This window comes from Enterococcus sp. 9E7_DIV0242, from assembly GCF_002140975.2.
Taxonomy (GTDB): Bacteria; Bacillota; Bacilli; order Lactobacillales; family Enterococcaceae; genus Enterococcus_L; species Enterococcus_L clewellii.
Map to the genome: position 1 here is coordinate 1,612,377 of NZ_CP147247.1, position 14,095 is coordinate 1,626,471.

14 protein-coding genes are annotated in these 14,095 nt (G+C 36.8%); 1 reads left to right on the forward strand and 13 read right to left on the reverse strand.

What is annotated here, in order from left to right; translation table 11 throughout:
* Nucleotides 1–90 precede the first annotated feature (90 nt).
* Both A5888_RS07470 and A5888_RS07475 read right to left on the reverse strand, forming a co-directional pair.
* A complete protein-coding gene (locus A5888_RS07470; protein ID WP_086350439.1) occupies nt 91–429 on the reverse strand; it encodes a DUF2304 domain-containing protein in 339 nt (112 codons plus the stop codon).
* A complete protein-coding gene (locus A5888_RS07475; RefSeq protein WP_086350440.1) occupies nt 429–1,151 on the reverse strand; it encodes a glycosyltransferase family 2 protein in 723 nt (240 codons plus the stop codon). Before A5888_RS07475 ends, A5888_RS07470 begins: the two co-directional genes overlap by 1 nt.
* Nucleotides 1,152–1,769: 618 nt before the next feature.
* Here A5888_RS07475 and A5888_RS07480 point away from each other — a divergent pair.
* Nucleotides 1,770–2,108, forward strand: a complete 339-nt coding sequence (locus A5888_RS07480) for a hypothetical protein (protein ID WP_086350441.1) — start codon at nt 1,770–1,772, stop codon at nt 2,106–2,108.
* A 264-nt stretch (nt 2,109–2,372) separates the two neighbouring features.
* On the opposite strand, the gene A5888_RS07485 is transcribed toward A5888_RS07480, so the two are convergent.
* The 11 genes from A5888_RS07485 to A5888_RS07535 form a co-directional block, all read right to left on the reverse strand.
* Nucleotides 2,373–2,546, reverse strand: a complete 174-nt coding sequence (locus tag A5888_RS07485; protein ID WP_249274529.1) for a hypothetical protein — start codon at nt 2,544–2,546, stop codon at nt 2,373–2,375.
* A 440-nt stretch (nt 2,547–2,986) separates the two neighbouring features.
* On the reverse strand, nt 2,987–4,912 hold the full coding sequence (locus tag A5888_RS07490; protein ID WP_086350442.1) for a DUF2142 domain-containing protein: 1,926 nt from the start codon (nt 4,910–4,912) through the stop codon (nt 2,987–2,989).
* Nucleotides 4,913–4,933: 21 nt separating this feature from the next.
* Nucleotides 4,934–5,776, reverse strand: a complete 843-nt coding sequence (gene rfbD / locus A5888_RS07495; protein WP_086350443.1) for a dTDP-4-dehydrorhamnose reductase — start codon at nt 5,774–5,776, stop codon at nt 4,934–4,936.
* A gap of 270 nt (nt 5,777–6,046) precedes the next feature.
* A complete protein-coding gene (rfbB, locus tag A5888_RS07500) occupies nt 6,047–7,075 on the reverse strand; it encodes a dTDP-glucose 4,6-dehydratase (protein WP_086350444.1) in 1,029 nt (342 codons plus the stop codon).
* A gap of 341 nt (nt 7,076–7,416) precedes the next feature.
* Nucleotides 7,417–7,989: a dTDP-4-dehydrorhamnose 3,5-epimerase gene (rfbC, locus tag A5888_RS07505; protein WP_086350445.1), complete on the reverse strand. Its 573-nt coding sequence runs from the start codon at nt 7,987–7,989 to the stop codon at nt 7,417–7,419.
* Nucleotides 7,990–8,011: 22 nt separating this feature from the next.
* Complete coding sequence (gene rfbA / locus A5888_RS07510; RefSeq protein ID WP_086350446.1) at nt 8,012–8,878, reverse strand: glucose-1-phosphate thymidylyltransferase RfbA; 867 nt, start codon at nt 8,876–8,878, stop codon at nt 8,012–8,014.
* Between the two features lie 120 nt (nt 8,879–8,998).
* Nucleotides 8,999–9,712, reverse strand: a complete 714-nt coding sequence (locus A5888_RS07515) for a glycosyltransferase family 2 protein (RefSeq protein ID WP_086350447.1) — start codon at nt 9,710–9,712, stop codon at nt 8,999–9,001.
* Complete coding sequence (locus A5888_RS07520; protein WP_086350448.1) at nt 9,709–10,545, reverse strand: glycosyltransferase; 837 nt, start codon at nt 10,543–10,545, stop codon at nt 9,709–9,711. The genes A5888_RS07515 and A5888_RS07520 overlap by 4 nt, the downstream gene beginning before the upstream one ends.
* Nucleotides 10,545–11,327, reverse strand: a complete 783-nt coding sequence (locus tag A5888_RS07525; protein WP_339102026.1) for a glycosyltransferase family 2 protein — start codon at nt 11,325–11,327, stop codon at nt 10,545–10,547. Before A5888_RS07525 ends, A5888_RS07520 begins: the two co-directional genes overlap by 1 nt.
* A gap of 296 nt (nt 11,328–11,623) precedes the next feature.
* Entirely contained in the window at nt 11,624–12,766 is a 1,143-nt protein-coding gene (locus A5888_RS07530; protein WP_086350449.1) for a glycosyltransferase family 4 protein, read from the reverse strand.
* Between the two features lie 139 nt (nt 12,767–12,905).
* Nucleotides 12,906–13,820, reverse strand: coding sequence for a YihY/virulence factor BrkB family protein (locus tag A5888_RS07535; protein ID WP_086350450.1), 915 nt, complete (start codon nt 13,818–13,820; stop codon nt 12,906–12,908).
* Between the last annotated feature and the right edge of the window lie 275 nt (nt 13,821–14,095).

The window sequence follows — 14,095 nt, forward strand, 5'->3', positions numbered from 1 at the left end:
CAAATAATTTTGACCACTGTCTCACGCATTATCTTTTCGAAATTCTTTTTACAGAACCAACTATTTCCAGTCAAATATTGACTCTGGAAATCATTTCTTTTTTTCTGATTTAAGAATAGATAACTCTTGAATAAGATTCTTTATTTTCATTTGTTGTTTTGAAGCCGTGATTGTGTTTCTCAGCTCCATTACCAATAATACAATTACTGCAAAAAACAGTAGGAAATTGGCGACTGTTTCGAATCCCAAGAGCTTAGAGAAAAATTCCGGTATCCCCGGAGCTGCGGCAAATATAACCAATATAAACGCAACAAACAGCCATAAGATAGCATTTCTCAATAAAAATATGTTCCGATTAATTGAACGGATAACATATATAAGAAAAAGTAATGAACATGCGATCATTACTGCATTCAACATCATATTCATCAATCTTTCTCCTTCATAAATCCTGAGACAAGTATTGCCAAACTAACTTCAATCATGTACTTTACCGAAGTAAGTGACTGAATAGAAGACACGCCTCCTGTACGTTCCATCATCGCGACTGGTCTTTCGACCACAGAGAATTTTTTCTTAAATAAATGGACAATCGATTCTGGTTCTGGGTAACTAATCGGATATCTTTCAGCGAAATAGGCAATTACCTTTTTGTTCGCTGCTCTATATCCAGAAGTCACATCATAAATTTTTTCTCTTGTAGAAAATCTTACAAAGGAAGATAAAATCTTGATACCCATTCGTCTCATTGGTGTTGTTTGAAATTCCGCTTTCGCACCTGGCAAAAAGCGAGAGCCTATTGAAAAATCAGCTTCTTTCTCAAGAATCGGCTTTATCAAATCATCTAGACTATCGATGTCATGTTGACCATCTCCATCAAACTGTACAGCAATATCATAGTCATGTCCAAACGCATATTTATAGCCGGTCTGTACTGCTCCACCGATTCCTAAATTACTAACTAAATGAATAGCAGGAATATTTGCTTTTTCTAAAATTTCTTTCGTTCCATCTGTAGATCCATCATTTATAACAATGTAATTCAATAAGTAATCACCATTTTTTCTTTGATTAAATCTATCAATAGAGGAGATGGTTTTCAAAATATTAGACTCTTCATTATATGCTGGAATAACCAATAATACCTTCATTTAAAGCCTCTCCCTTTCACAAAATAATTGATAAAACTTTCCTTCATGTTGCTTTGTATCTATAACTAATTCAAATTGCCCATATACATCCCAGAAAAAAATCTACTCAACAAAAGTTTCGAGTACACTGTCCGACAATCTCCCAGCAATCCTTAATACATCCAGTCAAACGAAACCTCCAAGTGACATATCCCACTTGAAAATGAACGGACAACCTTATTTCTTAGCCCAATGATTACTCAAAAAAATCATTTTATTTTCGCTTAATATACTAAAATGATAACGAAGTAATTTTTCAATCAATTATACAACTATTCTTTTTTACCCAATCCTAAACAATTATACTATATCGTTTTTTTTTACGCAATTATCGTTCCAATCATAAAAGTAAATACCATTCTTACATAATAAAATGAAACAGATAACTGCAAATTACCGTCTTAATAATGCGACAGTCTACTTATTCCCCAATTTAGTAAACCATGAGTAACAGGACGTTCGATAGGTTTTCATTAAAATATTAAGCTATTTTTAAATTTCTTATTTTTTCACTTGCCTTTTATGCTATGATGTTAAAGTTATCTTTTATAGCACTTATATATTAGAAAGGGGTACACAATGTTACTTTTCATTATTTATGTAGTCTTATCTTCTTCTGGGCTGATTCTTTTTAAGTTAGGTTCAAGCAGTTTAACTCTTCAAGTCCAAAACTCAATCTTTTCCATGAATGTTTCTTTAACTACTATTCTAGGCATGCTTTGTTACATGATCAGCTTCATTTTATGGATGGTCATTATCGGTAAATCTGAAGTTTCGTATATTGTGCCTTTGGGTGTCGCTTGTACAAATATCGCGATTTTACTAGGCTCTTATTTCATTTTGAATGAGACAATCACTACTAATGTCATCATTGGTGCTGTTTTGATTATTGCGGGAGTAATCCTGATCAGTCGCTAATCTCATTAGCTTTATTCACCAGATTAAGGTATATTTCTATCTATTCTTTTTTGTTCTTCTGTAAAGAGAAATGATAGAGATATACCTTTTGTTCTCATCTCAATAAGGGGCTGTGGCATTAGTATGCCTCAGCCCTTTAAAACCGGATAAACGGTATTCCAGAAGCAGCTACTAGCAGCGAGCTGCGTCGATGTCCGCTCAACATCAGTGGTAAACCACTGTGTTTCAAGGCTTTTCGACAATAAGTCGAAAATTCGCAAAAATTTATGGGGACACCAACCAATCAGATAATTCGAACAATCCTCGAGTAGTGGTATCGAAGCTGGCAAAAAACTTTTCCGAGCGTTTTTTTCCATCAATAGAGCGAATAACACAGGCAACAATGACTTTTTGATGGATGTCTAATCCAGCACAACAAGAACGAAGTACATCTTCCATAATAAAAAACCTCCTTGAAAAAAAAGGTCAGAATAGGCTATTCTACTTATAGAAACGATTTATTTTTATACGCAGGTTCTATGACCTAATGATTGGTACAAATAAGTAGAATGATCTAGTTTGTCACTCAAGGTCAACTTGGAGAAGAACCTCAATAAGTAATCGACCTACAAGCCGCTCCTGTCAGTTTTAGTATGACAGGAAATGACCTGTAGGTCGATTCTTTTTTGTTTTTATTCTGTTTGGTGGCGGGAACCACTATGGGTGTTTGTCACAACCTCGTTTCGCTGAATAAAATAGAGAAACTTGGAACAAAGCCAGAAGTTCTCTGAGTTTTATTCCAAGTTCTATATTCTTATTCGACTTTTTCTAATAATACCATTTAACATAGAGTCGAAATTCTTACGTTTACTATTGATTAAACTAATAGATCCAACTGCTTAAATGATGAAGCTTGAGATAACACTCGTCCACATAAAGCTCAAATTGATAGCAAGAAGAGAGAAGAATGTTAAATAATAAATGGATTGTTCGTTGAACGTATTTCTAATTTTCTTTGAAGATAACGTCATCAATAATGGTAGAACGATTGGCCAAAAATATCTTGGTTGGAAACCGTTGACACTCAGAGACCCTACTGGATTAAACGTTATATACAATGCCGTAGCAGATAAAATAATCATACAGAAGATAGAAAAATAAGTGATCAGTTTTTCAGGTATTGAAAAATAGAAAGACTCTATTTCCTGATCCTTTTCCCGTATATCAAAGATAGACAAGAAGATGAGTATACCAATATCAACTAATACTACAAAAGCATTCATATGCTTAAGATAGCCTAGCGACATAAAAATATCTTGTGTATAATCGATCGTTCGTTCAGAGAAGTAATCTATCACTACTTTTAAATACCCCAAAGGATTGTGAAGGATTGCTCGCATTTGAGCTGTTGTATCAACTCCTTCTATCGGCCACTGGTCCATTCCTCTTGAGTTTCCATAGCTATAAGTAATTAGGGCTAACAAGAACATCACAATCGATACGATGGACGTATAGATAATCCTCTGTTTCTTATCGGAGAAATTCTCTTTTTTCAACAATAAAAAGAACAGCAGAATCGGAGCATAGGTCACCTTACTGACGAGAACAAACAGGAAACTAAAAAGAATTGCCAGAAATTCCGACGTTTTCAGTTTTCGTCGATTCATTCGTACATCATAAATCGTTGTCAAGCCTAAGAATAAAAAGCCCATCATTACTGAGTCAAACCCAGCTGATGCACTGCCATAAAGAAGAACTGGCTGTGCAGCAAAAAAGAGCAACAGGTACTTATTTCTTGGCATCTTTCTGGCCACTAATAAAATCAATACTGCATAAGCAATTACGTTACTGAGACGTGCGAACCAAATATAAAACAGTGCTGGTAATCCTAACACCTTAGCAACTAAGATTCCTCCTGCTTCAAATATATAAGGAACAAACAAGTAACTTGATGCCGTAGAATTCATTTCTTTCCGTTCCAGCGTTGCACTTTCCTTGGTCAGATACTTAGCTGTGTATTCTTTTGCCTCTTCATAAGAGTAAAAGGCACCATCTAGCACGGGAACATTGTCATAGATATCAGTTAAACCTTTTGGCAAACTAATCTCGTCTCCATTTGAAAAGAATAAATTTCCTTCTGATACACTAAAAGCCTTGTATAAATGCTCCTTTTCATCATACGTATGCATTGGAGGAACTACAACACTCAACAATGTGCCAAAGGATAAAATAAGAAGAAAGACAAATCTTGCATGGTACTTTTCATCTTTAAAAATGAACACAGCAAAGCCAAATAATAAAATAAGAAAACAAAATAGAAATCTAAAAAGGTTGAATCGATACGTACTTTTTGTAGAAGCATTCAACTCGAGCCCTTGAACTCCGATTTCTCCAGCAGTAATTTCCAAACGAATGCTGTCAATTCTTGGCGAAATATTGATAACCTTCATACCATCATTCAGCCTTCTTGTTCCTATCAGCTTTTCGCCAGCAAATAATTGATACGTTCCAGACATATTATCCGCTGTCTTTACATCTAACATTAGCTTATTGAATCCGCGCCCATCTAATTCGAGAACCGTGTTTAGCGGCTCTGCTCCGTTCACACGCTTAAAATGATTTTTCTGCTGCTGCTCAACATTCCCTGTTGCTAAAACAGTAGCAGCCTTCTCTTGATTACTTTGAATAAGAGGTCGCCAGTTAAAAACGATCGCTTCTAAAATTATAGCTAATATCAGCGCCATTCCAATAATAACGATAGCCTTTTTTCCCAATGAATAACTTTTTACATTTTTAAACTTGTCAGTTCTCCTACTATTTTCCACTTAATACAACCTTCCCCTATCTCATTTTCCAATAAGCTGAAGCATTTGCGCTAAAGCATCTTGCCAGCTAGGAATAGTGAATCCTAATGCTTCCGCCTTGCTTAAATCCATTACAGAATATTGAGGTCTTTTGGCTTTTTGAGGAAATTGGCTAGAGTCAACAGGCAGTACCTCTGTCTCTGTATCCTTCAAAATTTCCGATGCAAATTCGAACCAACTACAGCTGTTTTCATTAGACAAATGATAAATCCCGTACTCTGCATGTTCCTTCACTACAAATGTCATAAACTCAGCTAATGTGCGAGTCCATGTTGGTCGTCCGAATTGGTCATTTACAACAGTCAGTTGATCCCTTGTTTCAGCCAGTTTCTGCATAGTAAACACAAAATTATGTCCATAAATGCCAAAAACCCAAGAGGTACGAATGATATAGTACTTGCTCATTATTTCTTGAACAGCCAACTCACCTAATAATTTAGTTCGTCCGTATTCATTTTGTGGATTTGTTGCATCATCCGGGCGATACATTCCATCCTTTTTTGTTCCATCAAATACATAGTCCGTGCTGATATATACTAGCGTGGCTCCTATTTCTTCTGCCGCAGCTGCAACGTTTTTTGTTCCTTCAACATTGATTCTCTCATCAAGTTCTTTGCCTTCATCCTCCGCTTTATCTACAGCAGTGTACGCTGCGCAATGGTAGATAATTGAGGGTTGCTTTTCACTGATAAAGCTCTTCGTTGCTACTGCATCTGTAATATCCATTTCAGCAGCATCTGTCGAAATATATTCTACTCCCTGCTCATCCAATAAATGACGCAATTCTGTTCCCAACTGACCATTTCCACCTGTAATTAAAATCATATAAATGCCGCCCTTCTTCTCATTAATTAAAAGTTTTCTAAATAAATATTTCCTGTTAAATGCAATAAGGTTGTGTAAAAACCAACTAAAGGAACTGTGACATAACACTGTCGCAGCTCCTTAAAACTAAAATCGTCCCTATGACAAGCGATTTGACTATCACTTCATATATTTGTATCATACGTAGCGCACAATAATAGTAATTGTCTAAAAAGTAGCATAGACATCTGTACATTCTCGATCCATAGAAAAAGAATGCCTTTTTACCTTTTACTGTCCATTTTTTGCGTAGTTGGCTTCCACAGCTTCTTTCTCAGCTCTCCACCAGTTTTCATTTTCTGTATACCATTTAATTGTATCAGCTAAACCAGTACGGAAATCTGTAAATTCAGGTGTCCACCCTAGTTCTTCTCGTAACTTAGCAGAATCAATCGCATAGCGTAAATCATGACCTGTACGGTCATTAACGTGATCATATGCATCACTTGGTTGTCCCATCAACTCAAGGATTAACTCAATTACTGTTTTGTTATCTTCTTCTCCATCGGCACCAATCAAATAAGTTTCTCCAATACGGCCTTTAGTCAGAATTGCCCAGACAGCAGACGAGTGATCATTGGTATGAATCCAATCTCGAACATTTTTTCCGGCACCATATAATTTAGGTCTGATTCCACTCAAAACATTGGTAATTTGACGAGGAATAAATTTTTCAATGTGTTGATAAGGTCCATAGTTGTTCGAGCAGTTAGAAATCGTTGCTTGCAAATCAAACGAACGGACCCAAGCTTTTACCAAAAGATCTGAACCAGCTTTTGTTGATGAATATGGACTTGATGGATTATAAGGTGTCTCTGCGGTAAATTTCTCTCCCGGGCCTTCACCATGTTCTGGAAGATCTTCACGAAGAGGTAAATCGCCATAAACTTCATCTGTTGAAACATGATGATAACGAACCTTGTTTTTCCGACATGCTTCAATCAATGTATAAGTTCCAATAATATTTGTTTGAACGAACGGGAAAGGATCATTCAATGAATTATCATTATGAGATTCCGCAGCGTAATGTACGACTGCATCTGTATCCTTGACTAAACGATCGACTAGCTCAGCATCAGCAATATCACCAACGACAAGCTCTACTCTGTCAGCAGGTAATCCAGCAAGGTTCTCTCTATTTCCTGCATACGTCAATTTGTCTAATACTGTAACATGAACCTCTGGATGATGGTTCACAACATAGTGTACAAAGTTAGAGCCGATAAACCCTGCTCCTCCGGTAACAATAATGTTTTTCATTATAGATGTCTCTCCTTGTTATTATTGAGAAAATCAATCAAGTCATTGATTGATTCTTTCATTTTGGTGGTTCGATGACCAATTCCCTAGCATTCTTGGTATAAGGGAATTGGCTCTCCTTGTTATTCTTGAGGAAAGTAGTCAAATCATTGCCTACTTTCTTCATTTTTTTGGTCCGATAGCTCTTTCCCTAGTTTTCTTGATACAAGGGAAAGAGTCCTCCTTGTTATTGTTGAGGAAAGTAGACAAGTCATTGCTTACTTTCTTCATTTTGGTGGTCCGATGACCAATTCCCTAGTTTTCTTGATAAAAGGGAATTGGCTCTCTATTTATTTGTTGTTTTAGATTTTGCCGTAGACAAAATCATTTTTTACTTCAAATTCTTTGAGTGTTGGATGCTTTTGATCCTTTTCTGATGTGATTGCCTTTTTGATATCGATTGGCCAATTGATTGCCAATTCTGGATCATCGAAAGCGATGCCTCCGTCGGCTTCAGCGTTGTAATAATTATCACACTTGTAAAGGAAATTTACGTTAGGTGTCAATGTTACAAAGCCATGAGCATAGCCTTTCGGTACCAATAGCTGACGATGGTTGTGTTCAGATAAGATATAGCCTTCCCATTCTCCATAAGTTGGACTGCCTTTTCTGATATCTACAATTACATCCAGAACAGCTCCAGTCACTACACGAATCAACTTTGTTTGAGCCGCTTCTCCGGTTTGAAAGTGTAATCCTCTCAAAACACCTGCTTCACTGGAAAGTGAGTGGTTATCTTGAACAAAATCAAAGTTCAAGCCCTGAGCAGCAAATTTTTCCTTTGAATAGCTTTCAGTAAAAAAACCACGATGGTCGCCAAAAACGTCCATTTCGATAATCTTTACATCCGTTAATTTTGTTTCAATTACTTTCATGATTTGTAGGTCTCCTATCCTGTTAAGCTTCTGCTAGTCTTAATAAGTATTGCCCATAGCCATTTTTCTTCAACGGTTGAGCTAGCTCAATCAGCTGATCTTTGGTAATGTAGCCCATACGATAAGCAATTTCTTCCAAGCAAGCAACTTTCAGGTTTTGACGTTTTTCAATTGTTTCAATAAATGTAGAAGCTTCCAATAGTGATTCATGCGTTCCTGTATCTAACCAAGCAAATCCTCTACCCATTACCTCAACCGATAATTGGTTTCTTTCAAGATATACTTTGTTTACATCGGTAATTTCCAGTTCTCCACGGTCAGACGGTTTGATATTTTTAGCGATATCAACGACCGTGTTGTCATAAAAATACAAACCGGTAACTGCATAATTTGATTTTGGTTTTTCAGGCTTCTCTTCAATAGAAAGAGCTGTCATATTGTCATCAAATTCAACAACGCCGAAACGTTCTGGGTCGTGTACATGATACCCAAATACAGTTGCACCCCTTTCTTTAGAAGCAGCTCTCTGTAACATTTTGGATAATCCTCCACCATAATAGATATTATCTCCAAGTACCAAACATACACTGTCGTCACCAATAAATGATTCACCAATGATAAATGCTTGTGCGAGTCCATCCGGGCTTTCTTGAACAGCGTACTCAATATGGATACCCAAATCTGATCCATCACCAAAAAGATTTTCAAATCTTGGTGTATCCTCCGGTGTGGAAATAATCAAGATTTCCTTAATTCCTGCTAACATCAGTGTTGACATTGGATAGTAGATCATGGGTTTGTCATAAACTGGCATCAATTGTTTAGATGTTGCTTTTGTCAACGGGTATAATCTTGTCCCGCTTCCTCCAGCTAAGATAATTCCTTTCATGGAAAAACTCCTTTGTAATTTAATATTTAGTCTTTCTTACATAGCGTACCATCGTACATTATCTCATTAACCTAGAAGCTTGTCATGTATTTTTATGATTTATTACAAAATTGTAAAAAACTATTTCTTGAGAATAATCCTCTTAAAAAGCAAATAAAGAAGCGTAGCTCGCCAATTCAATTGCCGGATAAAACTTGAACTCGTTGCAATTTCACTAACATTTTCATCATGTCTACGGTAATAAGTCAATGGCTTCTGCAAAAATGAACCGCTCTTCGCATATTCCGCAAGCAGACCAATCCACATATCATGCATTGGAACCTTACGTGGAATTGGCAGTATCTGTTCTTTCATTCGCCCTCTAAAACACATTCCCGCACCAATATAGCTATTTCTGAGGATATTTGGCCAAAACCCGCTTTTTATTTTTCGATATTCAAAATAAGAAGGACGAATCATTTTCAGTCCTTCGTCTACAATAACTAAATCACTGACTACCACATCAATTTCAGGCGATCTCTCAAAAAAAGCCAGTGTTTCTGCTACCTTTTCCGGAAGCCAAACATCATCCTGATCGGCAAGAAAAATGTAGTCGCCTTGTGCTTCTTTGATGGCTTGCTCAAAATTTGCAATTACACCGGAACGGGGCCCCTCTATCAAATAAATACGTGCATCTTTTTCCGCATAGTTTTTTAAGATAGTCAATGTACCATCGTCAGAACCATCATCAGAAAGGATTACTTCATCCTGTTCATCTAGCTGAACAAGAATACTATCCAATTGCTGGGCAAGGTACTTTTCTCCATTATATACTGCTATACAGACTGAAATCATTTTCCTTCCCTCACTAACAAACGGTATTCTTTCCAGGTTCGTCGCCAAATTTTTCTGTTTTTCACCGTAACAAACTGCTTGACAGTCCGCTTCATTAAATGCTTAGTATGATCAGCCAGCTTACCCTTATCATACTTTTGATAAAACAATCGTTCCGCTGAAATGATCGATTCATAGCGAGCTAAGCTGATTTGACTATAATCCAGAACAGACAAATCATGCTCCAGTTTTAGATCAAGCACTTCGATTGACTGATGCTCTTGGTTTAGCTTCCAAAAAATCCAATGGTCTAAGAAATCTAATGGAAAAGCCTCATTAAATTGACCAACTGCTGTCACCCCAGCTTTGGTCAAACTAGTGCCCGAATTTATGGCCATCAATCGTTGCTCTGTTCTTCCAACTGAAGGAAAGGATAGCTCACCGCTGACGTAACTATCACTAAATACCGGAGAAATTTTTCGACTTCCTGAATAGACAATAGGAACAAATGCCCCTACATTGTCTACATCCGAAAGCGAGGTAATCTGTTCGAAATAAGAACTATCTACCTCTGTATCTTGATCCAACAAGAGCAATAGCTGAGCTGAAACTTGATTAAATAAGGACAGTCCCTTGTTATAGGCTTGAGCTAAACCAGGATTCGCCGAATTGTGGAGATAGCTAACCCGCTCTCTATCAAAAAGAGCGTCTGCTTGTTTTTTCGGACTGTTATCGTAAATCAATAAATAGACATTTTTTCTTTTCGCCACTATTTGACTTAAAGCATTATAGCTTGGACATTCCGCTATCTTCTTTTTGTAGAGAACCAAAACGACCACTAGAGTATGCGCCATTAGAAGAACCTCCAACCCCATTTGTTAAAAAATCTATACATTGATTTCATAAATATATTAAACAAAGGAACACTTTTATGCGCAGCTTTTTCATAAATATGAATCACTGGCTCAAAAGGGGTATAGAGAATCTTTTGGCCTGCCTGCTCAAAACGCAAACATAAATCATTGTCTTCAAAATACATGAAAAATCGCTCATCAAAGCCACCGATATCATTGAATTTTTTTGTATCAAGCAACATGAAACAGCCTGATCCCATCCTGATATACGTAGTCTCTTCATCTGATAAATCTCTGCACTCATAATAGGCCAAGCGTTTGTCAAACAGTTTTCTGACAAAATTAAATGGAATAAACCGCAACATATAATCAAAAACATCCAACTTTTGTCTCACGAGATATTGGATCGTCCCATCCTCATTCAATACCTTTGGGCAAACCATTGCCAATTCATCATTCGCCCTAATTCTGTTTATCATAGCATCCAATGCTTCTTTCGTCACAAGCACATCCGGATTGAACACGATACCGTACTTTGTTGTCAACTGACGAAATATGACATTGTGCCCATAGCCAAACCCTCGGTTTTCACTATGCTGATGTAAGTTAATAAACGGCACATATGTTTTTAACTTTGATATATAGTCATCATCAGAATGATTATCAAAAATATGTATCTCATATTCTGAAGAATCAGCTAATTCTTTTTTTAGATTATCCAGTACTCTGAATATATGTCTGCTATTATATGTCACAATAGAAATTGCAGTTTTCTCATTCATTCGCTCTGTAAACCCCTTAATCATAGAATCCGGTATATATTAAGAATATACTAAAAAATTCACTCATCTCATTTAAATAACTTAAATATTGCTCTTACAGCCGACTAATTGTTTTCTTTTATGGTGTGAGCTTTTTTGTCCGTCTATCAATTCAAAACTTGATTTTCTTTGCTTAGAGTCTGAGATAACAAGCCTTTCAAAAAAAACTCTAAACAAACGGCAAGGCAGAAGCGGCCCATTCGGAGCTGAACACTTCTGCCTTGTAAAGTATACCATAATCACTTGGTTTTCGAAAATCAATGCTTCTTTTTCTTTGAATGCTTCCCAGCATGTTTTTCCAATTGCTGTTGACGGAATTCTTTGTTTCCAAACACGCGTAAAATATACATGAGCGGTTGATGATTTTCGCCTACCAAACCAATCAACTCAATAAACAGCTCAAGCCCAATCAGGCTAAATACAATTAATAAAATTGAAGCCAACTGACTGGCATAGCTAAATAGTAGTGCAACAAAAGAAAACACTAATGCCAAACCATAGATTGTCATTACTGCGCCCTTATGACTGAAGCCAAGAGAAAGCAGGCGATGATGTAAGTGCATCTTATCTGCAGAAGAGATAGGTCGTTTATTCAGCAGTCGTCGGATAATTGCATACACCGTATCTGTGATAGGAACACCTAAAATCATCAGCGGTGTAAGCACAGAAATGAACGTTGCATTTTTCAATCCCTGCAATGACATGACTGCAATCATAAAGCCTAAGAACAACGCCCCTGTGTCTCCAAGAAAAATCTTAGCAGGATAAAAGTTATATGGAAAGAAACCCACAATACTCGCTACTAAAATAAAAATTACAATTGACACATAAATCGTATTAGCATGTAAAAAGAAATACCCTATAATCCCGATGGTTGTTAAGCTGATGATTGAGACCCCTGAGGCCAATCCATCTAAACCGTCAATCAAATTGATTGCATTTGTAATTGCAACAATCCATATAACCGTCAATGGTAAACTAAACCACCGTAAATCAATCTGATTGAAAAATGGTAATGTGACAAAATCAATGCGAATTTCAGCAACAAAATAAATAACTAATGATGCCAGAATAATCCCTATTGTTTTCTTAGAAGGAGATAGCTCCCAAATATCATCGATCAACCCTGTTGCCACAACAATTCCAGCTGCTAAAAGAATCGGACCAATATATTCTAGCGGAATGACTGATTGAAAAAGAATCAAGCAAGAAAAACTGAATGAGAAATAAATAGCCAGGCCTCCTGCGGTCGGCATGATTTTCTTGTTGATTCTCCGTTCCCCAGGTGCATCATAAGCTCCAATTCGAAAAGCCAACAGCTTAACAAGAGGAGTCAGAATTAAAGAAATCATGAATGTCAGTAAAAGACGCAGCATGACCTCGTAAATAAACATAGACATAAAAAAGCCCTACTTTCTTAAGGTTCATCGTATATTATACAGAATCGCTCCTGATTTACAAGTTCTACTAATAATGTAATCCATTAACCAGAATCAAAAAACTTTCTGTTTCATCCCTACTGTCATACAAGCAAAACAGTTATTTTTTTAGCTTTTTCTTCACTCGTTGAATCACCTGTCGAAACATCCCTTCGCGATCCTCAATTTTTCCATGGGACAAGTAATCCTCCACAACAGCATTGATAATTCCACCTAAGACAATGATCGTTGAAGCAAAATTCAACCACAGCATCAAAACAATGAAGCTTCCAATAATCTGATATCCAGAAACCCTTGAACTGAAATAGGTGATATAAATCCCAAATGCTTGTGACAGTAGCAACCAACCGACTGTTGCAAAAATTGCTCCCGGAAATACAGAGCGACTTTTTAGCTTCACGTTAGGGACAACAAAATAAATCAAGCTCAGTGCAAGAAACAAACCTAACGCCGTAACTGGCCATTTCAGTGCTTCAAAAGTATCTATAAAATCTGTTGGGATGTGCACCATTTTCTCCAGCAGATCCAGAATGTTTTGACCAAGCCCTAGAATCAGCACAACGCCTCCTAAAGCAATCAAGAATAAGACGATCACAAACAAAGAGACAAGTCTCACTAAAATGAAATTTTTTCTCTGCTCCACCCCAAAAGCCTTATTCATTGCCGTTTGGAGAGCGTTGATACTCTGACTGGCACTCCAAAGAGTGGCCAATGCTGAAATAGAGAGCAAACTACCGGAACTTTGCGTCAGTAACGATTTAATTGCCGGCTTTAAATCATTGAATATTGTTTCCGGAATAATCTCAGCCATATATGGCAGTACACTATTCGGGTCAATCCGAAGGTACGGTAAAATATTTCCAACAGCAATCAATAATGGAAATAATGATAACAGCAAATAGTAAGCAACCACTACAGAAGTATTCCCTATCTCGGAATCGATCATTCGATCCTGTGTTGTTTGAATAAATCGCTGAAGCTTCTGATTATTTTTCAATTTATCCAGCATCTCTATCTCCCCACTCTTTTATCGGTTTAACAACTACGACCATAAAAAATTGAACAAACTCCATTTTCCTTCAAACACTATAGCCTCGTCAAATCACAGAAATGCTCTTCATCACGAATCCCATGTTCAAGTTATTTTTTTGTCGAACCGTACCTATTTTCCTCTCAAAATCTATCGCACAAAGGAACTCGCTCCTGTGGCTAGTCAATGTCGTGCTTTATTTAGCTGTTCCTTGATTCAATTAAGTTTTACATAAGATTTTTATTCCTTTTATGTAAAAA